Raw genomic sequence first — 22,898 nt, forward strand, 5'->3', positions numbered from 1 at the left:
ACCTCAGCGGCGGCTCGGGTTGAGCGGGATGAGAAGGTGTGCGCATGACGCAGCGCCTGGTGGCCATCTTCGTGGCGCTCCCGCTGACGCTCGCGCTCTTCGCCGCTGCGCTGTTCGTGCCGCTGCCCTATGCCACCTACATGCCGGGGCCCACGATCAACGTGCTCGGTGAGGTGAACGGCTCCGAGACGGTCTCGGTGCGTGGCGCGAAGACCTACCGCGACGACGGCGAGCTGCGCATGACCACGGTCAGCGTCTCCCCGGTGGGCGACCGACTCTCGCTGGTCGGACTCATGCGGGCCTGGTTCGACCCCCACGACGCCGTCTACCCCTACGACTTCGTGCACCCGAAGGACGTCTCGGCCGAGCAGGACCAGCAGCAGGGCGCGGTCGACATGGTGACCAGCCAGGATCTCGCCATCGCGAACGCGCTCACGGCGCTGGGCTATCAGGTGAAGCCGACCCTCCAGGTCGCCTACGTCGACCCGGACACGCCCGCCGACGGCGCGCTGAAGGTGCGTGACACGCTGCTGGAGCTGAACGGGCAGAAGATCACCGGCGCGCAGATGCTGGTCAAGGGCATCCGCGCCACCCCGGCCGGCGACTCGATCACCTTGACGATCCTGCGCAACGGCAAGAAGCGCACCGTGACGGTCAAGCCGAAGGACTCCGACGGCGTGCCGCGCGTCGGCTTCACCCCCGGCCGCGGTTTCACCTACCCGTTCCAGGTGGCGGTCAACATCGACCCCAATATCGGTGGGCCGAGCGCGGGGCTGATGTTCGCGCTGGCCATCTACGACACCCTCACGCCCGGTTCGCTCACCGGCGGCGGCGATGTGGCCGGCACCGGCACCATCGATGTCAACGGCAAGGTCGGACCCATCGGCGGCATCCAGCAGAAGATCGCGGGGGCCGAGGCCGACGGCGTCCAGCTGTTCCTCGTGCCGCCCGACGACTGCAAGGAGGCTCTCGAGGTGGACGACGGCTCACCGCGGCTGGTCAAGGCGCCCACGTTCGAGAGCGCCCTGGAGTCGGTGCAGACCTGGGCCGACGACCACGATGCCACCCTCCCGAGCTGTGGCGACGGTTCGAGGACCACCGCGGGGGCCGCGTCGTGAGCGGCAGGCGAGAGCAGGGCGACGAGCAGTTCCCCGCGACGCCGCGCGTCGGCGACCTCGACGTCGACCCGGCGCTGGCTGCCGTCGTCTTGGAGTTGGAGCAGCACGCGAGTGAGCAGGGCTGGGACCAGCCTGCCTCGTTGTTCGCCCTGGTCGACACCGCGGCGCTGGTGGCGGCCGAGCCCGCTCTCGCCTCCGCGATGGGCCTCGACGATGCTGCCGCGGCAGGTTCGCTCACGCCCGTCGAGCAGGACCAGCTCGACCCCGCCGTGGCGCTGGAGCAGTCCCTCCAGACGATCTCCTGGCCGGCAGAGGTCGGCGGCTGCGCCGCCGTGGTCGAACGGCTCGTGCTGCCGCCCGAGGCCGACGCCGACATCCCCGAGGATCCCGACGAAGCGGCCCGCTTCGCCGCCGAGCACCCCGCCCGCCAGGAGCTGCGCATCGTCGCGGGGGCCACCCGGGCCGGTGCCACGTACTGCGCGATGCGCTTCCGCAGCCACGACGACGCGTCGTCGGTCGTGGCCGGACCCGACCTCGTGCCCGAGCTGCTCGAGCTCGTGGTCGCGACCCTGATCGATGACCCGGACGAAGGGAACACCACCCCGTGAGCGAGACGACCGGCCCGCAACGCCCCGCCGGCCCCCCGCCCCTGCCGCGGCGCAGCAACCGCTCGCGAGCCCTCGGCATCACCGCCGTGGTTCTGGTCGTGCTGTTCTTCGGCGTCACGGCGTTCGCGAATTTTTACACCAACCGGCTGTGGTACGTCTCCGGTGGCTACGCGGGCGTGTTCACCACGATGGTCGTGACCCGCGCCGTGCTGTTCGTCGTCGTGGGGCTGCTGCTGGCAGCGGTGGTCTGCGCCAACGTCGTCGTCGCCTACCGCTACCGACCGTTGTTCGTCGGCATGCCCGATGCGAACGGCATGGGCCGCTACCGCGAGGCCATCACGCCGGTGCGTCGCTTGGTCGTGCTCGGCCTGGGCGTCGTGCTGCTGCTGTTCGCAGGCTCCTCGGCGTCCGGCCAGTGGCGCACCTTCCAGCTGTGGCGCAACGGCGGCAGCTTCGGCACCGACGACCCGTACTTCGGCAAGGACGTCGGCTTCTTCGTCTTCGACCTGCCCTGGTACCACTTCCTCACCGATGTCGCGATGGCGACGTTCGTGCTCTCGGCCATCGCCGCGGCGGTCACGCACTACCTCTACGGCGGCATCTCGTTGCAGACGCCGGGGGAGCGGATGTCGGGTGCGGCGCAGGCGCAGCTCTCACTCCTCGTGGGTCTATTCGTGCTCACCAAGGGGGTCGACTACTACCTCGACCGCTTCGACCTGGCCTCGCAGAGCGGGTCGCTGATCACCGGCCTGACCTACACCGACGACAACGCGTTGCTGCCCGCTAAGACGCTGCTGCTCATCTTCGCGACCATCTGCGCGGTGCTGTTCTTCCTCAACGTGTGGCGGCGCACCTGGATGCTGCCCAGTGTGGGCGCGGCGCTGTTGGTGCTGCTGGCGATCCTGCTGGGGCTGATCTGGCCGGGCGCGGTGCAGCAGTTCCAGGTCAAGCCCTCCGAGCTCGACCGTGAGCAGCCCTACATCGCCAAGAACATCGAGGCGACGCGCGAGGCCTACGACCTGACCGACGTCGATATCGAGAAGTACTCGCCCGAGACCACGCTGGGCTCCTCCCTCGCCGCCCTCGACGGCGAGACCAAGTCGATCCCGCTGGTCGACCCGCAGGTGGTGCGGTCGGCGTTCGAGCAGACCCAGCAGGTGCGGGCCTACTACTCGGTGGCGCCGGTGCTCGACGTCGATCGCTACCAGGTCGACGGCACCGACCGGGCCCTCGTGCTCGGCGTGCGCGAGCTCAACACGGGCGGCATCCCGGACAAGAACTGGACCAACCTGCACACGGTCTACACGCACGGCAACGGCATCATCGCCGCCTACGCCAACCAGCGCGGCCGTGACGACAAATCCCAGCTCGACACCTCCTCGTCCGCTGCCGACGAGGTGGGCATCGAGTGGGCGCAGGGCACGAACTCCGGTGAGGACGACCTTCAAGACGCCACCGGGGGCTACGAGGACCGCGTCTACTACGGCCAGGAGAGCCCGGACTACTCGATCGTGGGCAAGGCCAGCGCCGACGCGCCGAACTATGAGCTCAACCTGCCGCTGCTGGGCTCCGACGAGGGTTCGACCACGACGTTCGAGGGCAACGGCGACGCCTCGGTCGGCAGCAGCTTCAACCGGTTCATGTTCGCGATCCGGTTCGGCGAGCCGAACTTCGTGCTGTCGGGGCGCGTCAACGACAACTCCAAGGTGCTCTTCGACCGCGACCCCACGTTGCGCGTGCAGAAGGTGGCGCCGTGGCTGACCGTCGACTCCGACCCGTACCCGGCGATCGTCGACGGACGCATCGAGTGGGTGCTCGACGGCTACACGACGACCGATCGCTTCCCGGGAGCCCAGAAGGACTCCTACAGCGACATGATCGACGACTCGCTCCAGGAGGATCTGGGCGGTCTCCAGACGCTGCCGACCGACCAGATCAACTACATGCGCAACGCGGTGAAGGCCACGGTCGACGCCTACTCCGGCAAGGTGACGCTGTACGAGTGGGACACCGAGGATCCCATCCTCAAGGCGTGGGAAGGCGTGTTCCCGAACACGGTGCAGCCGAAGTCGGCGATCCCCGAGGAACTGCTCCAGCACCTGCGCTACCCCGAGGATCTGTTCAAGGTGCAGCGCTACCAGCTCGCGCGCTACCACGTGACGAACGCCGAGGACTGGTATCAGTCGAACAACCGCTGGGAGGTGCCGGAGGATCCCTACTCGCCGCGCACGTACCAGCCGCCCTATCGGCTGTTCATCGACGAGCCCGGCGACACGAACAACGATGAGACGTTCTCGCTCACCAGCGTCTACACGCCTTACGAGAAGGCCAACCTTGCCTCGTTCGTGGCGGTCGACTCGGATGCGACGTCGGCCGACTACGGACAGATGAAGGTGCTCGAGCTGCCCAACGAGTCCACGCCGGGTCCGAGCCTGGTTGCCAACCAGTTCGCCTCCGACCCACAGGTGGCCGATCTGCTCGCCCAGTTCAACCGCTCGGGTGCGCGCCCGGTGTACGGCAACCTGCTGACGCTGCCGGTCAACGACGGGCTGATGTACGTGCAGCCGGTCTACGCCAGCCGCGAGGTCACCGATGCCTCGTTCCCGATCCTGCGCTACGTGCTCACCAAGTACGGCAACAACATCGGCGTCGGCACCACGCTGCGCCGCTCGCTCTCCGACCTGCTCTCGACGTCCGGTGCGGGATCGGGCGACGACGGTCAGGGCTCGGGCACGGGCAACCAGGGCAATGGCAACCAGGGCAACGGCAACCAGGGCACGGGCAACGCCACGGTCGACCAGCTGCTGAAGCGGGCCGAGGCCGCCTTCAACGCCGCCGACCGTGCCTATGCGGCCGGCAACCTGGGCGGCTACCAGAGGAACGTCAAGAAGGCGCAGGATCTCATCGGCCAAGCCCTCGCCCTCTCCAACGCCAGCGCGGGTGGCTCGGAGTCCGACGACCCGTCGTCGAGCGCCAGCCCGAGTGAGAGTCCCAGCGCGTCGTCCTCCGCCGGGGGATGAGCCGGGGTCGAGGCAGGGCCTCCAGCTCCGTGAGCACCTCGATTTGGTGGCCCCAGCACCGCTGTGTAACGTTGGGTTCACCGACGCGGGGTGGAGCAGCTCGGTAGCTCGCTGGGCTCATAACCCAGAGGTCGCAGGTTCAAATCCTGCCCCCGCTACAAAGAAAACCGGCCCTGACCTGCGGAAACGCCGGTCAGGGCCGGTTGCATTTGCCCCGAGGATTTGAACCCACCGGCCAGAAACTGGCCAGAAATCGGGTCGATGACCCATGACACTCCTGGATTCTCCGCGTGAATCAGACCGCGGGCACGCGGATCTGAGGCGAGTTGACTCGGGTTCAAATCCCGCTGCCCCACCCGGGTCATGGTCTTGGGAAGCCGGAGTTTGTGTCGGCGGTCGGGGCTACCGTGTCGGCCGTGGCCGACGGCATGCTGCACCCGCGCGAGCGTCAGACGCTCGGAGCGCTGAGGTATGCGGTCAACGAGGAAGCGGCCAGCTACCTCGCGATCATGCGGCTGTTCACGAGTGGGATGAGTGGCTTTCTGTCCGATCAGTCGGCAGGCGAAGTCGCGGAGCGACTTGCCGCGCAGGGATTGGAGCTCGACCGGGACGTGGTCGATCAGCGTCTCTCCTACCTCGTCGAGCACGGCAACTTGGCGCGCAGCCCCCGCGAGTCCGACGCGCGGAGCGTCCGTGAGTACCTCGCTAATCGAGCTCGCTATCAGCTGACCCAACGTGGGGAGCTCGTTCACCGCCAGGTCGAGGAACTGCTGGCGCATTCCGACTCCGCGCGAGAGGTCTCGAGCGAGATGCTGCCCGGCATCCTCAGTGGCATCGAGGAACTGACTCGGATCTGCGGCCACGGTCTGGAAACCGCCGATCCTCGCGACTTGGCAGGTCGGATCACCACCTTGTTCGCCCAGTTCGAGGTCCTGGTCTCGTCTACGCGGCAGTTCTACTCCTACTTGACCCAGGTCCTCACGCGGTTCGACCTCGGTCGCGATGAGTTCGAGATGTTCAAGAGCGCCCTGCTGGACTACCTCCAGCGGTTCATCGACGAGATCTCCCGACACATGCCGCAGGTCGCCGACCGGCTGCGCGAACTCGAGCCGAGCGTGCCGTCGCTGTGCGAGCGCGCGAACGCTGGCGAGCGCCTGATCGGGTTGGATGGCGCGAGCGCCAGGCGAGCGACCGGCCTCGAGCCTGGCGACTGGGAGAGTCTGCACCTGTGGTTCGTGGGCTCGTCCGGCCGCCGTTCCGATGCCAACAACGTGCGCCGCTTGGCGACTGACGCGATGCGGTCGCTCCTGATCAACCTCCGCCGGATTGCAGCGGGTGCTGACCGCCAGCAGAGCAGGTACGGCGATCTGGTGAGACTCGCCGGCTGGTTCGACAGTGCCGACGACGCTCGCGCCCATGACCTGTGGGCGTCGGCGTTCGGCCTCTACTCTGCTCGCCATCTCTCGTTCGCTGCCGATCCGGACGGTGACCCCGTGGCGGCTACCCAGAGTTGGTGGCGGGCTCCCGTGGCCGAGGTGCCAATCGGCTTGCGCATCCACGGCGAGCGCAAGGCCGGCGGCCGCACCGGCGCTCGAGCCGACTACTCCGCCGCCAAGCAGGCCCGGCTCGCCGCGCGCGAGCGGGAACAGCAGAGGCGATCCGAAGCGCTGCGTGAGCTCGCCAGCCATGTGGGCGAGCTGCGCGATGTCCGACTCAGCGACGACGCTCGTACCGCGTTTCTGGACCTGCACGCGCAAGCAATGAGCGGAAACGGCGGTGCGCCGACAGTCGACGCGCCCGCGAGGGCTGCCACTCGGGTCGACGACGATCTGCTGACGATCTCACTGCGCGCACTTCCTGGCGGGTCCACCACGATCACCAGTCCGGCGGGCCGCTTGACGCTGCGCGACCTCGCCGTCGAGATCGCCGTTGTGGTCGACGCGGAGCGATCCGAGAGGATGGCGGAGGGATGACCGTCATGCCCGAACGCCCCGGACCGGCGCCCGACCTGCTTGCTGAGGCCGACCTGCGCGATGCCGCCCGCGCCCTGCTCCTGACGCCGCTGCTCACCGCTGACAGGAATCCTGATGAGTTAGGTCTCGTCCGCCGACATCGCGACGAGCTTGCGCGCTTGTTCGCCGAAGGGCTGGGCTACCGGCTGGTGGTGGAGCCGGGCCTCGCGCGGCTGTTCAAGACCGGGCTCGGGCGTGACGCTCTCCGTCCTTTGCGCCGACGCAACGACGCACCATTCACCCCACGGCGTTACGCATTGCTCGCGCTCACCCTCGCGGCCCTGACCCAGGCACGCCGACAGCTGATGGTCGACGAGCTGGTTGCAGCGGTTCGCTCGGCAGCGGTCGACGCAGGCCTCGATGTGGACCTCGACGTGATCACGGACCGGCGCGCCCTGCACTCAGCCCTCGTTGCGCTGGTCGACCTCGGTGTGCTCAGCGAGCGTGACGGCGACCTCGAACACTGGGTCGAACGGCGCACGGAGTCCCTACTCGACGTGCACCGTGACCGGCTGGCCGTCCTCCTGTCGGCTCCTGTCGCGGGGTGTCAGGGGCCGGACGACCTTCTGGAGGTCGCGGCAGTGCCGTCCGCCGCGGGCGGTGCTCGGGTGGCGGTGCGCCGCCGGCTGGCCGAGCAGCCGGTCCTCTCGACTGAAGACCTCACCGACGAGCAGCGAGAGTGGTGGCGCCGCAATCGGGAGCGAGAGCGCGAGTGGTTCCGCCGTTGGCTCGGGCTCGACCTAGAGCTGCGTGCCGAGGGCGCAATCGTCATCGACCCGAGCGGTGAGCTCACCGACCGGCCGTTCCCCTCGTCAGGATCAGCGCGTCACTTCGCCCTGCTTCTCCTCGGTGAGCTGGTCGAAGAGCTGCGGACCGAGCAGGGTGCGGCACTGGCCGGCGTTGCCTGGGCGCATGTCGCGGTGTCCACCGCGCGCGGGGCCGCCGATCGAGTCTTCAACACGTGGCGGCGCGGCCTTCGCAAGGACCACCGTGACGATCCCGACCTGGTGTTCAACGAGGCGGTCGAGGTGCTCGTGGAGGCTGGGCTGGTCCGCATGGACCCGAACGGGCTGCTCGTGCACGCGGCCGCGGCCCGCTACGCACCCCGCCCCGAGCTTCTGGCAGCCGGCCCGTCGGGGGAGCGGTCGATCTTCGAGGAGGACGAGGCATGACCATCGAGCTGACATCCCGCCGAGCAGACGCACCGAGCGGCGGGTCCGACCGATTCCGGCTGCATCGTGCCGGCATTCTCAACGTCTGGCAGTACGACGAGCAGGAGTTCGCCTTCGCCGACGGTCGCCTGTTGCTGCGCGGCGCCAACGGGGCAGGGAAGTCCAAGACCCTGGAGATGTTGCTGCCGTTCGCGCTTGACGGTGACAAGGCGCGGATCACCGCGTCCGCGCGTCATCACACCAGCCTGCTTTGGCTGATGACCGACGGCTACGAGGGTCAGGCTCGTGTCGGCTACATCTGGCTGGAGTTCCTGCGAGTGCTGTCCGACGGCTCTGAGGAGGCATTCACCTGCGGGGTCGGTATCCGTGCCTCCGCATCGGCGCGGACGGCCACCGCCTGGCACTTCGCCACAGATCGCCGGGTGGGGCACGACCTGTCACTCGAGGACGACGCGGGCCCGCTGTCCCGCCCGAGGCTGGAGGAGCTTCTCGGGCCGGAGCACGTGTTCGAGAAGGCTGCGGCCTACAAGGAGCACGTTGGCCGAGAGTTGTTCGGTCTCGAAGTCGCGCAGTACGACGAGGTGCTGCGGCTGCTCTACTGGCTCCGTCAGCCGCAGGTCGGCGAGGACATCGAGCCCGCGAAGCTGGCCGACCAGCTGTCCCAGGCGCTGCCCCAGGTCGACGAGCAGGCGGTCCGGTCGGCCGGCGACACCTTCGATGAGTTGACTGCTTTCGGCGAGCAGATCGAGCGTCGCTCGGCAGCAGCGGGCACGCTCGAGTCCCTAGCCGACGCCTTCTCCCGTTACGCGCGCGCTGTCGCCGCCCAGCGTGGCAGGGAGCTGGCGGAGTTACTGCGAGTCGAGCGGCGTCTGCTCAAGGACGTACGCAACGCCGAGACGCGCGTCGTCGAGACGGCGCAGGCCCGGGAGAGCGTCGAGAACGCCTTGCAGCAAGCACGGGACGGACTCGCGGAGGACGACGCGCGGCTGCGCGCCCTGGAGGCGGAACCTGCGGCACGCGACCAGCGCCGTCTGTCCGAGCTCGCCGACCTGCTCGTTCGCGACCTGAAGGCTTCTGCGAGCGGTCGCGAGCGTCTGGACCGCCATGCCCGGCACCACCGTGCCAAGGAGGAGGCCCTCGCACGGCGGGCCGGCGAGATCGAAGCAGAACTGTCCGAGCATGCCGGTTCAATGCGCACCACCGCACTGAAGGAGAGGGAGATCATCGCCACCGTCCACGTCGTCGTGCCGCCGGCCCTCGACGGGATCACGCTGGCCGAGGCTGCTGACGCCACCAGAGCCGCCGATGCCTTGGAGCAGACCACCGGAGCGTTCGAGGTGTCACAGACGGCCACTCGCACTCGGGCCGCCGCAGTCACGTCGGTGCGCGAGGCCGCCGGTGACGTCGAGATGGCGCGGACGCGTCAGGCTGAGGCCGACCGGCGAGCGGACGATGCCGAGCGGCGCTGGGAGGAGTCCCGCGCCCGGAGGGTCGCTGCACAACAGGCCGCAGACTCCGAGGAGGCGGCGCTGCTCACCGCCCTCGGCGACTGGGTGCGGGCCCCCGAGGCGCCGACGGTCGAGCTGCCCGACGACCTGACGCCCGAGAGCATAGAGGCGCTACCGGCGCTGGCGCGCGCCGCCGTACGACCTGGCCTGCAGCGGTTGCGCGAGGAGGAGCAGCGCGCCGCAACCCGGCGCGACAATGCGGCCTTCGATGTCGAGAAGCTCTCGATGGAGCGAGCTCGAGTCGAAGCCGAGCCCGAGCCGGCCCCTCCGCCCCCGGCGTTGGGCCGCACCTCGCGTCCCGACGGTAGTGCGCTCTGGCAGTTGGTCGACTTCGCCGACCATCTGTCCGAGGCCGAGTGCGCTGGCATCGAGGCCGCACTGCAGGGCGCGGGCCTGCTCGACGGCTGGGTCCGCCCGGGTGGCCGCTTGCTGGATGCCGACCATCGCGACGTCGTGCTGTCGGCGCTAGCGACCTCAACCGAATCGGGAACCCTTGCGGACGTACTCCGGCTCGACCTACCTGCCGACAGCGACGTAACCGCCGCCGACGTTAGTCGCGTGCTTGCCGCGATCCGGACCGGTGACATCGCGGAAGCAGCCGTTAGCGTCGCCCTCGACGGATGCTGGCGGATCGGGCCCGCTCACGGTCGTGCGACGAAGGAGCGGGCGCAGTACGTCGGCGCCACGGCTCGCACTCAGGAACGCGCACGTCGTCTGTCCGACCTCGACCAGCGGATCGAAGAGGCGCGCGCAGCACATGGCGCCGCCGCCACGGCGGTGGCCGAAGCCAAGGCTGCCATCGCCACACTCGAGCGTTGGGAGCAGGCGCTGCCGTCGTCTACCGCGCTGCGCGAGGCGTGGTCTCAGTTGAAGGTGGTCCGCGAGGCCGAGGACCGCGATGATACTGCGAACCGTGAGGTCCAGAGGCTGGCCCAGGAGGCGAGGGCCGTGACCGCCCGAGCTACGAGCGAACTCGATCGGCTGGCAATCGGCCACGGGCTCCCCACTGACCTGGATGCGTTGGCGGCGGTAGAGCAGCGTATCCGCGACCTGCTCGACGGCCTCGCGACGCTCGTAGGCGCAGTGTCCCGGCTGGCCCGCGATCTGAGGCGGTGGTCTGCCGATCACGACGAGGTCCGGCTCGGCGGGGAGTCGCTGGCCCAGGAGGAGCAGGAGGCACGCGCGGCCGACCGCCATACCGAGGAGACCCGGGCGGAGCTCACCGCGCTCCGCGAATCCGTGGGCGCCTCGGTACGCGAGCTAGAGGAGAAGGTGACCGCGGCAAAGGAGTCGCGGTCAGTGCACAGCAGGCAGGCCAAGGTGGCGGAGCAGGAGCGGACGCACGCAATCGAGCGCCACGCGACCGCCGAGGCCGACCTGCGCGCGGCACGCGTCCACGTAGCCGAGCAGGTGGCGCGTCGCCAAGACGCCTTGGCGTCGTTCGCCGCGCTCGCTACACCGCCCGGACTTCTCGCTGCGGCGACCGACGACGCTGACCTCCTTGATGGGACCGTGTCGATCGCATCCGTGGGGCCGGACGACCCCACCCCGACCGCGCTCGCCCGGGCAGCCCAGGGCTTCGCCGCCCTATCCACAGACGATCCCGTCGCAGCCCGCAACGAGGTGTACAAGGTTCACCGGGAGGCTTCGACGGGACCCGCCGCGGACCACCAGCCATCCATCGCCCCCTACGAGGCGTGGGATCTCCTTGCCGTCATCGGACGTGATGACGGGGGAGAGGCAGGGATCGTCGACCTTGCTCGACGTGTCCGAACGTCGGTCGACCGAGACCGCAGCCTGCTGACAGAGAGGGAGAAGAAGCAGTTCGAGCAGCACGTGCTGGGCGAGCTGGGTGATGCGATCCGGCGTTGTCGGCGCGACGCCGACGAGCTCGTGGCCGCCATGAACGGATTGCTCGGCGACGTGATGACGTCGCAGGGGATCCGGGTCCGGCTGGATTGGAAGCTTCGTGACGATGTGCCCGCCGAGGCGCGTGCGGCGGTCGACTTCCTTGCGCAACCAGTGGGAGCCCTCATCCCGGAGGAGCGCGAGAAACTGCGCGATGTACTCCACCGACTGATCGAGGCGTCGCGTGCGGAGCGACCCGAACTGGCTTACAGCGAGCATCTCGCGGCTGCCCTGGACTACCGAACGTGGTCGGCGTTCACGATCCGCTACTCCCGGCCCGAGAAGCCCGGACAGTGGGACCGCCTTCATCGTCGATCGCCTCTCTCCCAGGGCGAGCAGAAGGTCTTGTGTTATCTCCCGCTGTTCGCGGCGGCGGCGGCGCATTTCACCTCGCTCGCCGGCGCTGCCCCGCACGCGCCGCGGTTGGTCCTGCTCGACGACGCGTTCCCGAAGATCGACGTCCGGACGCATCCCCTGCTCTTCGGCCTGCTCGTCCAACTGGACCTGGACTTCGTGATGACGAGCGAGCGGCTCTGGGGCGATCACTCGACGGTTCCGGCGCTTGCGATCTACGAGGCGCTGCGCGATCCGAGCCAGCGCGGCATCGCCCAGTACGAGTACCGCTGGGACGGGCGCGTGCTGCAAGGCATCGGATGAGCACCCTGCCGGAGTGGATCGCCCACCCCGCGCTGAGGCCCACGTGGGAACGCGTGGCCACCCGCCTGGAGCAGGCTGGCCTCGTACCGGAGGGCTCGGTCCGGGTTCGCCTTGCAAGCAGAGAGGAACGGCAGGCGGCCGGTGATCTGCTCGGTCGCACGATCACGCGGGAGGCTGTCAGCGTCGACTTGGCAGCGCTGGACCGCCGACTCCATGAGCGGTCAGGTGTGGGTGGACTCCACGCGGTTCTGGTGAGGCTCGGCATCGGTCTCGAAGACCGACCGGCGGCGCGGGCCGCGAAGACTGAGTCCCGGCAGCGACCGCTCTCCATTGCAGCCGCCGCGATCGACGCTCCCTGGGTGCCGGATTGGGTTGCCGGCCTCCGCCGTTCTGGGCTGTTGACCAATCGCGATAACGCCGAGTCGATCGCGCGGAATGCAGCTCTGGTCCTCGACGACCTCACACGACGCGAGCGCAGGTCGCAGTCGCGGGTCGAGCTGGGCGCGAGGCTGTTGGGCGACGCGCATGCTCTCGACCGGGATCGGCTGCTCCATCAGGTCGTCATTCGCGGTCTCGCAGCCGCGGCTGGTGTTCCCGTGCCGATGGGCGGCCGGAGTCGTGAAGCCCTCTGGGCTCGCTTCGGTGTCGACCCCGATCTGCTGTCACGCACCTGCCTGCTTTGGGGTCTTCGCCTCGCCAGTGACTCTCCGGTAGCCGCGCGCCTCGACGCGGCTGCGGAGGCGGGCGACCCCGTGCATGTCACCGAGTGGGACCTTCGCCGTACTCCGCGCCTCATACCGGCCCCGGACACTCGGATCCTCGTCTGTGAGAACCCGCGGGTGATCGAGGGGCTGGCTGAGAACGGTGTGGCGGGGTGGGCGGCAGTGTGTACGTCGGGTCAGCCGAACCTGGTCGTCGACAAGGTCTTGGACCACCTGGCTCGGAGCGACGTCGAGCTTCGCTACCACGGAGACTTCGACTGGCCCGGTGTCGCGATCGCGAATCGGGCGGTCGAGAGGTATGGCGTGATCCCCTGGCGGATGTCCGTCGACGACTACACCCGCGCCGTGCGAGCCGAGGGGCTGGCGCTAGGCGAGGCGGTCGTCGAACCCATTTGGGACTTAGAGTTGGGGGCCGCGATGCGCAGTCGGGATCGGGTGGTGCACGAGGAGTCCGTGCTCTCGGAACTGGTCGACGCGCTGGCAAATGAGCCGTAGGCGCCCGACTCCCAGGAATCCCAAGCGGTCATGCAGGTGTTCGCCGGTACGCTTGGGGCGGAGGTGCAACCGAGATGACCGCAGCTGCGATCGAGCCAGAGCCGGTTCCGCTGACCAGGGACGCCGCTGGGCGACTGGTGGTCAGCGGCACGCGTGTTCCGCTCGACACCCTCGTTGCCGCGTTCGAACGGGGTGACTCGCCCGAGGCGATCCACGAGTCCTACCCGACCGTCTCTCTGGGTGACATCTACGCGATCTTCACCTACTGCGTGCGTCATCGTGACGACGTCAACGCCTACTTGACGGGGCGGGCGGAGGACCGTGGCGCGCAACGCGCGGAGATCGAGACGAGGTTCCCGCCCGAGGGCCTGCGCGCAGAGTTCCTCGCCCGGCCGGGTGCATGACGATCAAGTTCCTGGCTGACGAGAACTTTGATCACAAGACACTGGCAGGGCTGAAGCGGCGCGAGCCCGATCTCGACATCGTGCCCGTGCAAGACGTTGGTCTTCGCGGGGTCGATGACTCGCAGGTGCTTGAGTGGGCTGCCGGCGAGGAGCGCATCGTGGTGACCCACGACGTCTCAACCTTCGCCGACGTTGCCTACGAGCGCGTTGCGGCGCGACTGCCCATGCCGGGGGTCATCGAGATCCCGGAGTCCGTCCCTCGCTCTGTGATCATCGACGAGCTCATCCTGATCGCTGGCGCGAGCGATCAGGACGACTGGGAGAATCGGGTCGTCTACCTCCCGCTCCGCTGACACGTCGACTGGCCCCGAGTGCAGGATTCGATCGCGGCCACAAACCGGCCACTTACAGCCAGGTGCCATCCCATGCCACCCCGCTACACTCCGAAGTGGACTGTGAGGTTCCCGTGTAAACCCGAGGAAGTCCACGATCCTCCAAGCCAGTCCTTGGTGGCCGATCTCGTCCAGAGGTCGCAGGTTCAAATCCTGCCCCCGCTACAAGAAACAAGGCCCGACCTGCGGAAACGTGAGTCGGGCCTTGTTGCATTGTGGGTCGTATGCCAAAGGACTCCCAAGCCATTCTCGAAGCAGAGCGCTCGTAGGTGAGTCTTGGGAGGCCTCGACGGCTCGACATCGTCGGCAGGTCTCGGCGGCAACGCCATGACGCTGGCGGCGTGGTTCGCGGTGTCCTGCCGTCCGAGGTAGCGGGCGGTGACGTTGGTGTCGGCGTGCCCTAGCTGATTGGCGATAGCGGGTGCGCTGTCGAACCACGATGACCATTCTCGCCTCCCCGCGAGGTCGCCCAGGGCGCGGTCCATGGCGTTGCGGACCACGACTTCGACCGTGCCGGTGGTGTGCATGATCGCGCGGAGGCGGTCATGTTCCACTCGTAGAGCGCGAAGGCCGCCTCGATGTCGCCGCGGCTCCACTGGAGGTAGGAGTCGAGTCGTTCGGAGGTGAGCAGGTCGTGCAGGGTCGGGTAGTCGCGGGCCGGCGCCTTGTCGTCGGCTTCCTCTTCTGCGTTCCCTGGACCATGGCGGCCGATCCGACATCCGCAAGGCCCGCGACCGAGCGACCCGCTTCGCTAGCGTGCCCGAGGTCAGTGCTCGATCGAGGTACGACAACTTCTAGGGCGCATCAGGAGGCCGTCCAGGCATCCACGCAGGGCGAACCCGCACCGTTCGCGCCAGAACGTCTCGTTGGGATCGCGCGTTGGCGCCACCTCAGTGAGGCCACCATGGCACCTGCAGAGCCCCAAGTCGGACGTTTCGTTCACGTCGGGCACGCTCCCCGTTTCGGGGTCGACGACGTCCTCCGCCGCCTCCTCGAGCGCCTTCAGCCTCCCGTCGGCGGCGTCGTCACCGTCGGCCACCACGGGAGGTTCCATTGCTCCCCGGGCGCCGATCGGGCCGCCCGCGACATCCCCGAGAGGAAGACGGAGTGTGTCCGGCCCACAATTTTTCGGTCCAGGTCTTGTGTGAGTGCTCGCTACTTCGAGAGTGCTGATGGGGGGTTCTGATGCCGGCTAGGAAGAAGCACACCGCGGAGCAGATCGTTGCGGAGCTGCGGGAAGCGGAGAAGGCGAGATGCCCAGCCAGGCTGGGGGAGCCGCCCTACTGTGCTCGAGGCAGCACGCTCAGCGGCGGCTCGCCGCGTCGGCGTCCACCGTTTCGCGTCTGGGCCCAACACGGTCGATGACGGTCTCGGTCGTGGCCTATCCTTCGTGCGAACCGTCCGTGCGAGGCCCGTCCGGGTCCACGGCGCACGCACGCAACCTTCGACCGGGGAACGGTGGCACTAGATGTCGACTGACGCGACGCGCGATCAGCCCTCGAAGAAGGATCTGATCGCCGAGCAACTGCGTCGTGATATCGCAGCGGGGCTGATTCAACCAGGGGAGAAGCTGTCCGAAGCTCGTCTCGCCCAGCGGTTTGGCGTGAGCCGGATGCCCGTGCGGGAGGCGTTCAAGGAGCTCGAGAGGGCAGGCTTCGTCTCTGTCGAGCAGCGCCGTGGAACCTTCGTCAAGCAGATGGCCAAGCACGACATCTTGGATCTGTTCGAGGTTCGCGAAGCCGTCGAGGGAATGGCTGCGCGTCTGTGCGCGAGCCGGGCAGGAAACGAAGTGCTCGCGCGCATCGACGAGGTCATGGACGAGATGCGATCTGTCGTCGAGAGCGGCGACGTCGACGCCTACAGCGACGTCGACGCACGGTTGCACGAACTGATCGCCGAGGGCACCGGCAACGACCGCCTCCTCGAGCACTATCGACTCCTCGTCCAGCACCTCAACCGCGGGCTCCTCTCCTCGATCGTCAGCCATCGCGAAGGCCGAGTCGTGCGCTCCTACGACGAGCATCTGCAACTGGTGGCCGCCCTGCGATCGCGAGACGGTGACGCCGCCGAACAGGCAATGCGAGCACACGTGCGCAGTGGCCGTACCGAGCTTCAAGACGAGGTCGCAGCCAAGTTCGCACTCTGACATGTCAGGTGCCCTCGACGAGGACTCATGTCGGGGAGGCAACGCGCGCCCGACGGTGCGACCAGTGCGGTGTTAGCGCTTTGTTACGGGTTAGTTGCATGCGTCTCCGACCGTTGACAACTGGTATGTCAGTTCTACATGCTTCTCGATACCGGCTGATTTTCGGGGTGCGAACCCGCATCAACTGACATACCACGAGTCGCAGCGCCGGTGTCACCCATCCGACCCGGCGTGAGCCGGGACGCCTGAAAGGCATGCCCATGCGCTTGAAGCTCGCCGCGATCCCGGTCGCGCTCGCCTTGCCACTCTCGCTCGCCGGCTGCGGCTCATCCTCGTCCGACAGCGGCGAGGTCGCGGACAGCGGCACCGTGAAGGTCGGCTTCCTCTCCCCGGCTCCTCGCAACGATGGAGGGTTCACCCAGTACGCCCTCGTCGGCGTCCAGGACGCAGTCGATGCCGGCGACATGGAGCTGACCTCGATCGTCGACAACGTCGCGGAGTCCCAGGACCAGATCGAGGGACTGCAGACCCTGGCCGCCAACAACGACGTCGTCATCGCCGACGGGGCCGTCCTGAACAAGGCGGTCGCCGTCGTCGCGCCCAAGTACCCCGACACCCACTTCGTGCTCGTCGCCTCCGACCTCGACGAGTTCGCCGAGAACGTCAGTTCCGTGACCGTTGCCGTCGGCCTCGACGCGATCGTCGCCGGCGCCGTCGCTTCGATGCGCTCGAAGAGCAAGAAGATCGGCATGATCGCCGGCCCCGAGGTTCCCTCGTCCACCGCCTGGTACTACGGGATGAAGCAGGGTGCCGCCCTGGAGAACCCCGACACCGAGGTCTACCAGGCCTACACCAACGACTACAACGACGTCGGCAAGGCCAAGCAGGCCGCCGAGGCGATGATCGCCAACGGTGCCGACCAGATCCTCTCCGACCTCGACAGCGGCTCCGAGGGCATCTACCAGGCCGCGGACGCCGCAGCCGGCACCGAGGTCTACAACGTGTTCGCACTCCACTGCGACGAGAATCCGAACATCGTCGGGTCCGGTGTCGTCAGCTGGGCCGACGTGCTCAAGACCTCGACCACCGAAGCGGCGGCGGGCGACCTTCCGGCGGGAGCGATCAGCTTCGGCCTGGAGTCAGGTGCGCTCTCGTTCCAGTTCTGCGACGACAAGCCGAGCGCTGAGGAGAAGGCGCTGGTCGAGAAGGTCACCGGCGAGATCTCCGACGGCACTATCACCCCCGAGGAGAACGTCCTGCTGCCGAAGCCCGACTACGACTTCGAGCAGCGCTGATCCATGACCTCGATGCCCGATCCCGGTGCGCAGACCACCCGTCGATCTCCATCGCAGTCCTCGACGCAGCCCGCTCTGCGACTCTCGGGGGTGACCAAGCGTTTTGGCGGCTTCATTGCCAACGACTCGGTCGACCTCGAGGTCGGCTGGGGCGAGGTGCACGCCCTGCTGGGTGAGAATGGCGCTGGAAAGACGACCCTCATGCGTATCGTCACCGGCCTCTACCAGCCCGACGACGGCGATGTCGTCGTCGACGGGACGCCGGTCGACTTCCGACGCCCCGAGCAGGCACTGCGCGCCGGGATCGGTATGGTCCACCAGCACTTCACCTTGGTGCCCACCCTCACCGAGCTCGAGAACCTGGCCCTGGCACCGGCCGCGTTCCCGGTGCGCGACGGCCGCCGTGCCGCGCTCGAGCGCGCCGAGCAGGTCGAGCGGGAGAGCGGACTGCGGATCACCCCGGACCGCCGGGTCGCGGACGCCTCGATCAGTGAGCGGCAACGACTCGAGATCGTCAAGCTCCTGTGCCGCGGCGCCCGGATCCTGATCTTCGACGAGCCCGGGGCCGCGCTCACCCCCGAGGAGTGGGAGGAGCTGGCGAGGCTGATGCGCCGGCTCGCCGACGACGGTCACGCAGTCATCCTCATCTCGCACAAGATGTCCGAGGTCTTCGCGGTCGCTGACCAGTGGACCGTGCTGCGCGGTGGAGCCGTCGCAGGTACCGGAGCCATCGCCGACACGACCCGTGAGCGACTCGTGGAGCTCATGGTCGGAGCATCGATCGAGACCCGACGCGTCCTCGAGCCCGTCTCGCCCGGAGCGCCCGCCCTGGTCATCCGCGACCTCACCGTTCCCAGGGATCCAGACCAGCCCCGCGGACCGAAGGCACTGGACGGCGTCAGCCTCCAGTTGCGCGCGGGCGAGATCCTCGGCGTCGCGGGAGTGGCCGGCAGCGGTCAGGCCGAACTGGTCGACACCTTGTTGGGAGTACGGCGGTCCACCGCCGGTCGCATCGAGCTGGCCGGTAAGCCCTACGACGACCGCACGCCTGCCGCCTTCTACGCCGCCGGCGGTGCCCTGATCGCCGAGGACCGTCACCACGTCGGGATGGTCGGGGCGATGCGCCTGTGGGAGAACATCAACCTGCGCACCCTGCGTCAACGACCCCTCGCCCGCCGAGGCGTCCTCGACCCCCGCGCAGCCCGCAGCCGCGCCCGGAAGCTCATGGCCGATTACGAGGTGCGAGCCACCAGCGAGAACCAGCCCATGGGACGGCTCTCCGGCGGTAACCAGCAGAAGGCCGTCCTGGCCCGAGAGCTGGCCACCTCCCCGAGCCTGGTCGTTGCCGTCCAGCCGGTGCGCGGCCTCGACGTGCGCGCCACCGAGTTCGTCTACCGGCGTCTCCTCGAGCACCGCGCCCAGGGCGGCGCGGTCCTGCTCATCTCCATGGACCTCGACGAAGTCCTCTCCCTCTCCGACCGCATCCTCGTCCTGGCCCACGGCCGCGCCCAGGGCGCGCTCACCGCCGCCGAAGCCACTCGCGCCCGCGTCGGCGAGCTGATGACCACCCAGGAGGCGTCATGACGCTCCTCTCGACAGCCACGATCCTCGGGCTCGCCCAGCGACTGCTGACCCAGGTCGCCGTCGCCGCGGTCACGTTGCTGATCGCTGCCCTGCTGCTGCTCACCATCGGTGTCTCTCCGCTGGATGCAGCCGATGCGTTCTGGGCCGGCACCTTCGGTAGCTCGACGAACGCCGGCACCACGCTCACCCAGGCCGTCCCGCTCTTCCTGGTGGCCCTCGGCTGGATCGTCACCGAGAAGGCAGGCCGCATCCAGGTCGGGTTCCCCGGCCAGGTCGTCATCGGCGGCTGCGCGGCCGCGGCCGTCGGCCTGCACGCCGAGTCGCTACCCGGCCCCTTCGCGGTCCTGCTCTGCGCGGTGGCCGGCATCGCCGGCGGCGCCATGTGGGCCGGCATCGTCGCCTGGCTGTGGGCATCGCGCGGCGTCTTGGAGATCGTGTCGTCGCTGCTGCTCAACCTGGTCGCCGTCCAGGTTCTCGCCTGGCTGGTCCGCGGCCCGCTGCAGGGATCCCTCGACAAGCAGCCCCAGTCGGCCAACTTCGCGCCGTCCACCTCCTGGCCGGCGTTCCCCCAGATCCCCGGAATGACGCTGTCCTACGACGTCCTCCTCGCCCCGGTGCTGGCCGTCGGGCTGGTCTGGGTGCTCTCGCGCACCACCTTCGGGTTCACCGTTCGGGCCTCGGGCGGCAACGTCACCGCAGCCCGCTGGCAGGGCATGGACCCCGTCCGCGCCGGCGCCAGCGCGATCGTGGCCTCCGGAGCCTTCGCCGGCCTGGCCGGCGCCGCGCTGCTCTTCGCCGGCGCAGCGCCCTGGCTCAGCGAAGGATTCGAGGCCAGCGTCGGGTTCAACGGGATCGCCGTTGCCCTACTCGCCCGCAATTCGCCGATCGGTGCCATGGTCACCGCAGTCGTCTTCTCCTCCCTCAACGTCGGCAGCACCTCCCTGCAGAGCCTGCTGGACGTGCCGTCCACGCTCACCTCCGTGCTCCAAGGCGCGGTGATCGTCCTCGTCCTGATCGCCGCCGCGGTCGCGATGCGTCGCCGACGCACGCCGCCACCCGTGCCCGAGCCGTCGACGCTCGAGGCGAGCCCCCGCCCTGCCACCGCCGGAACGGGGGTCTGAGTCATGGGTGTGTTCGACGTCGCCTTCCTCGTCTCGGTGCTCACGATCGCCGCACCCGTGCTGCTGGCCGCCAACGGCGAGCTGCTCGCCCAGCGGGCCGGCGTCATGAACGTCGGCCTCGAGGGCGTGATGCTCTCCGGCGCCTTCTGCGGGTACGCCGTCATGTGCCAGGTCGACAATCAGATGCTCGGCTTCCTGGGAGGCATCGCCGGCGGTGTCCTCGGCGCCGCCCTGATGGGGATCCTGGCCATCGAGGCTCGGGTCGACCAGATCGTGGCCGGAATCGCGATCGGCATCCTCGGCTACGGCGTCACCGCCTTCCTCAACCAGCACTTCATCCCCGAGCCCCGGACCTTCGATCCGCTGCCCCGCTTGGCCATCCCCGGACTCTCCGCCCTCCCGGTCATCGGCGACGTCCTCTTCCGCCAGGATCTCTTCATCTACGCCACCGCCATCGTCGTCGTCAGTACGGCCTACGCCCTGCACCGCACCACCTGGGGCATCAACCTCGTCGCGGTGGGGGAGACCCCGATGGCCGCTGACGCGGCAGGGGTCAGTGTCCGCGGAGTGCGGTGGGCCACGGTGCTGCTGGCCGGCGTCGCCGCGGGCGCAGCCGGTGCCTACGTCTCGATCGGCGACGTCGGGGTCTTCCGCGACGACATGGTCGGCGGGCGCGGATACCTGGCCATCGCCGCGGTGCTCTTCGGCATGTGGCGCCTGCGCGGCGTCCTGCTCGCCGTGGCCATCTTCGCCACCACCGACGCTATCCAGCTGCGGCTGCAGTCTCTCGACGTGATCCCGCGCGAGGTCTGGGCGGTGGCTGCGATCCTGCTGGTCCCGATCGTGCTCCGGCTGGCCACCCGCGCCGACGGCACCCGCACGGCGACGGCGCTGCTGACGCCTCCACGACTGCTCGTGGTCGCCGGCTCGACCGTGCTGGTGTGGTTCGCCATCCGTCCACCGGACGTCAGCCTGCCCGCGTCGCTGTGGCTGGCGATGCCCTATGTCCTCGCGCTCGTGGCGCTGGCCGCGGCCAAGGCGTCGCGGCACCAGGCGCCGTCCGCGCTCACCATCCCGTACGTCCGAAGCGAGGCATGACGTGATCACCGACGTCCACACCCACTACTGGACCCCCGAGCACCAAGGACCGCCCTGGACCGACGGGCTCTCCCGGGTCGCGCGCCGGCACGCGGCCGCCGACATCGACCTGGTCACCATCGAGAGCTACCGACGTCAGGTGGCACCCGCCGAGCGCACCATCGTCTTCGGGCTCCAGGCAACCGCCGCCGGCATGTGGGTGCCCAACGACGAGGTCGCGGCCTTCGTCGAGGCCGTCGGGGGGCAGACGGTCGGGTTCATGTCCGTCGACCCGACCCGCCGCGACGCGGCCGAGGAGGTCGAGCGCTGCCACGCCGACCTCGGTCTGGTCGGCATCAAGCTCGGTCCGATCTACCAGGGCATCTCGCCGCTGCACCCGATGTACCTGCGGGTCTTCAGCACCGCCGAGCGGCTCGGCCTGCCCGTCCTGATCCACCAGGGCGCGATCTTCACCGACAGTGGCCGTCTCAGCGAGGCCAACCCACTGCTGATCGACGACGTCGCGCTCGCCTTCCCCCAGCTGCGCATCGTCATCGCGCACCTGGGCCATCCCTGGATCTACGAGACGGCCGTCGTGATGCGCCGGCACCCGCACGTGTACGCCGACACCTCAGCGTTGCCCAACCGGCCCACCGTGCTCGCCAACGCCCTGGTCGCCGCCAAGGAGTACGGCGTCCTGGGCAAGGTCCTCTTCGGCAGCGACTCGCCGATGGTCGGCGCCACGAGCGCCGTGGAGGCTCTCCACCGTGTCGTCGCCCACACCCAACGCGCGGGCATCACTCCCATCACCGACGACGAGCTCCACGAGCTGCTGCACCGACCCTCGTTCGACCTGCTCGGCATCGAGTCGGCCGACGTGTCAGCGACCGCGGCCGGACCGCCGCCGGTGACCGCCGACCTGATCACCGCACCGACCACTGGAGGAAACCCTTGACCACGCGAAGCCAGGCCGCGCCCTACCTCGACGGCGCGAGTGTCCTGCACGGCGAACTGCCGATCGAGATCGACATGTCCCCGATCACCTTCGGCGCGCCGTACGCCTACGAGGAGGTGGTCTCCGACGCTGCGGACGGCTTCTTCGCCGTGTGGGCCTGCGACGCTGGCGTCTACCCACGGCATAAGGACCGCCGGGGCTCGTTCATGTACTTCACCGAGGGCGCCGGCAACATCGTCGACTGGGACGGCACGACGCACGAGCTGACCCCCGGGTCGATCCTGGTGCTGCCCTACAGCTGGATGGGCCACTGGGACATCCGCGAGACGATCCGGAAGGTCTACGTGCACAGCACTCCGGTACCGCCGCTTCCGGTCGAACCGGTGCCGTGCACGTTCGTCGACGCCGAGACCGTCGCGGGCCCGCTGCCCGAGGGCGGACTGGTCGCCTTCGACGGGCCCGACGGTTCCTGCCTGGTCACCGAGGTGCCCGAGGGGCAGAGCCGGTACGACGCGGACGAGCACGCACGCTTCCTCCACCTGATCTCGGGTGCGGCCCAGGTGCTCGGCGACGACGGCACCGTGCTCACGCTCGACGCCGGCAGCGTCGTTGCTCTCAACGCCGGCTGGAGCGGGGTGCTGAGCGTCACCTCGCCGCTGCGCCTCCTCACCGTCATCACCACCCCCGACCCGCGCGGCTGACGC

Annotated in this window: 17 protein-coding genes and 1 tRNA gene; 17 read left to right on the top strand and 1 reads right to left on the bottom strand. The window is 68.8% G+C overall.

The features are described from left to right. Positions 1 to 44: 44 nt before the first annotated feature. The 10 genes from ISG29_RS03325 (at position 45) to ISG29_RS03370 (ending at position 13,977) form a co-directional block, all read left to right on the top strand. Entirely contained in the window at positions 45 to 1,118 is a 1,074-nt protein-coding gene (locus tag ISG29_RS03325; protein WP_194501893.1) for a YlbL family protein, read from the top strand. Then, positions 1,115 to 1,726: a PPA1309 family protein gene (locus tag ISG29_RS03330; RefSeq protein ID WP_328827787.1), complete on the top strand. Its 612-nt coding sequence runs from the start codon at positions 1,115 to 1,117 to the stop codon at positions 1,724 to 1,726. The genes ISG29_RS03325 and ISG29_RS03330 overlap by 4 nt, the downstream gene beginning before the upstream one ends. Continuing rightward, a complete protein-coding gene (locus ISG29_RS03335; RefSeq protein WP_194501894.1) occupies positions 1,723 to 4,746 on the top strand; it encodes a UPF0182 family membrane protein in 3,024 nt (1,007 codons plus the stop codon). Before ISG29_RS03330 ends, ISG29_RS03335 begins: the two co-directional genes overlap by 4 nt. An 84-nt stretch (positions 4,747 to 4,830) precedes the next feature. After that, a tRNA-Met gene (locus tag ISG29_RS03340) sits at positions 4,831 to 4,904 on the top strand. A gap of 258 nt (positions 4,905 to 5,162) precedes the next feature. Next, positions 5,163 to 6,719 (top strand): TIGR02677 family protein, encoded by a 1,557-nt coding sequence (locus tag ISG29_RS03345; RefSeq protein ID WP_194501895.1) that lies wholly within the window; start codon positions 5,163 to 5,165, stop codon positions 6,717 to 6,719. A gap of 5 nt (positions 6,720 to 6,724) precedes the next feature. Beyond that, on the top strand, positions 6,725 to 7,930 hold the full coding sequence (locus tag ISG29_RS03350) for a TIGR02678 family protein (protein ID WP_194501896.1): 1,206 nt from the start codon (positions 6,725 to 6,727) through the stop codon (positions 7,928 to 7,930). Further along, positions 7,927 to 12,003: a TIGR02680 family protein gene (locus ISG29_RS03355; protein WP_194501897.1), complete on the top strand. Its 4,077-nt coding sequence runs from the start codon at positions 7,927 to 7,929 to the stop codon at positions 12,001 to 12,003. Before ISG29_RS03350 ends, ISG29_RS03355 begins: the two co-directional genes overlap by 4 nt. Further along, the gene (locus ISG29_RS03360; protein ID WP_194501898.1) at positions 12,000 to 13,220 is read left to right on the top strand and encodes a TIGR02679 family protein; all 1,221 of its coding nucleotides are present in this window, start codon (positions 12,000 to 12,002) and stop codon (positions 13,218 to 13,220) included. The genes ISG29_RS03355 and ISG29_RS03360 overlap by 4 nt, the downstream gene beginning before the upstream one ends. A 74-nt stretch (positions 13,221 to 13,294) precedes the next feature. Further along, positions 13,295 to 13,624: a DUF433 domain-containing protein gene (locus tag ISG29_RS03365; protein WP_194501899.1), complete on the top strand. Its 330-nt coding sequence runs from the start codon at positions 13,295 to 13,297 to the stop codon at positions 13,622 to 13,624. Then, on the top strand, positions 13,621 to 13,977 hold the full coding sequence (locus ISG29_RS03370; protein WP_194501900.1) for a DUF5615 family PIN-like protein: 357 nt from the start codon (positions 13,621 to 13,623) through the stop codon (positions 13,975 to 13,977). Before ISG29_RS03365 ends, ISG29_RS03370 begins: the two co-directional genes overlap by 4 nt. Positions 13,978 to 14,782: 805 nt before the next feature. Here ISG29_RS03370 and ISG29_RS03375 read toward each other — a convergent pair. Further along, on the bottom strand, positions 14,783 to 15,055 hold the full coding sequence (locus ISG29_RS03375; protein WP_194501901.1) for a hypothetical protein: 273 nt from the start codon (positions 15,053 to 15,055) through the stop codon (positions 14,783 to 14,785). Positions 15,056 to 15,484: 429 nt separating this feature from the next. Between ISG29_RS03375 and ISG29_RS03380 the strand changes: the two genes are divergently transcribed. The 7 genes from ISG29_RS03380 to ISG29_RS03410 all read left to right on the top strand — a co-directional run bounded on the left by ISG29_RS03380 (position 15,485) and on the right by ISG29_RS03410 (position 22,895). Further along, complete coding sequence (locus tag ISG29_RS03380; protein WP_194501902.1) at positions 15,485 to 16,162, top strand: GntR family transcriptional regulator; 678 nt, start codon at positions 15,485 to 15,487, stop codon at positions 16,160 to 16,162. 260 nt (positions 16,163 to 16,422) lie between these two features. Then, positions 16,423 to 17,457, top strand: coding sequence for a BMP family lipoprotein (locus ISG29_RS03385; RefSeq protein WP_194501903.1), 1,035 nt, complete (start codon positions 16,423 to 16,425; stop codon positions 17,455 to 17,457). A gap of 90 nt (positions 17,458 to 17,547) precedes the next feature. Next, positions 17,548 to 19,041: an ABC transporter ATP-binding protein gene (locus tag ISG29_RS03390; protein ID WP_194501904.1), complete on the top strand. Its 1,494-nt coding sequence runs from the start codon at positions 17,548 to 17,550 to the stop codon at positions 19,039 to 19,041. Beyond that, positions 19,038 to 20,162: an ABC transporter permease gene (locus tag ISG29_RS03395; RefSeq protein ID WP_194501905.1), complete on the top strand. Its 1,125-nt coding sequence runs from the start codon at positions 19,038 to 19,040 to the stop codon at positions 20,160 to 20,162. The genes ISG29_RS03390 and ISG29_RS03395 overlap by 4 nt, the downstream gene beginning before the upstream one ends. 3 nt (positions 20,163 to 20,165) lie before the next feature. Beyond that, a complete protein-coding gene (locus ISG29_RS03400; protein ID WP_194501906.1) occupies positions 20,166 to 21,260 on the top strand; it encodes an ABC transporter permease in 1,095 nt (364 codons plus the stop codon). 1 nt (position 21,261) lies between these two features. Next, a complete protein-coding gene (locus ISG29_RS03405; RefSeq protein ID WP_194501907.1) occupies positions 21,262 to 22,194 on the top strand; it encodes an amidohydrolase family protein in 933 nt (310 codons plus the stop codon). Next, entirely contained in the window at positions 22,191 to 22,895 is a 705-nt protein-coding gene (locus ISG29_RS03410; RefSeq protein WP_194501908.1) for a cupin domain-containing protein, read from the top strand. The genes ISG29_RS03405 and ISG29_RS03410 overlap by 4 nt, the downstream gene beginning before the upstream one ends. The last annotated feature ends 3 nt before the right edge of the window (positions 22,896 to 22,898 follow it).

The organism is Nocardioides acrostichi (assembly GCF_015319165.1).
In the GTDB taxonomy this organism is placed as follows: domain Bacteria; phylum Actinomycetota; class Actinomycetes; order Propionibacteriales; family Nocardioidaceae; genus Nocardioides; species Nocardioides acrostichi.

Excerpts from the sequence above, each read along its gene's own strand:
- ISG29_RS03325 (WP_194501893.1), top strand. The coding sequence starts at position 45 with ATGACGCAGCGCCTGGTGGCCATCTTCGTGGCGCTCCCGCTGACGCTC.
- ISG29_RS03350 (WP_194501896.1), top strand. The coding sequence starts at position 6,725 with ATGCCCGAACGCCCCGGACCGGCGCCCGACCTGCTTGCTGAGGCCGAC.
- ISG29_RS03355 (WP_194501897.1), top strand. The coding sequence starts at position 7,927 with ATGACCATCGAGCTGACATCCCGCCGAGCAGACGCACCGAGCGGCGGG.
- ISG29_RS03360 (WP_194501898.1), top strand. The coding sequence starts at position 12,000 with ATGAGCACCCTGCCGGAGTGGATCGCCCACCCCGCGCTGAGGCCCACG.
- ISG29_RS03365 (WP_194501899.1), top strand. The coding sequence starts at position 13,295 with ATGACCGCAGCTGCGATCGAGCCAGAGCCGGTTCCGCTGACCAGGGAC.
- ISG29_RS03370 (WP_194501900.1), top strand. The coding sequence starts at position 13,621 with ATGACGATCAAGTTCCTGGCTGACGAGAACTTTGATCACAAGACACTG.
- ISG29_RS03380 (WP_194501902.1), top strand. The coding sequence starts at position 15,485 with ATGTCGACTGACGCGACGCGCGATCAGCCCTCGAAGAAGGATCTGATC.
- ISG29_RS03385 (WP_194501903.1), top strand. The coding sequence starts at position 16,423 with ATGCGCTTGAAGCTCGCCGCGATCCCGGTCGCGCTCGCCTTGCCACTC.
- ISG29_RS03395 (WP_194501905.1), top strand. The coding sequence starts at position 19,038 with ATGACGCTCCTCTCGACAGCCACGATCCTCGGGCTCGCCCAGCGACTG.
- ISG29_RS03400 (WP_194501906.1), top strand. The coding sequence starts at position 20,166 with ATGGGTGTGTTCGACGTCGCCTTCCTCGTCTCGGTGCTCACGATCGCC.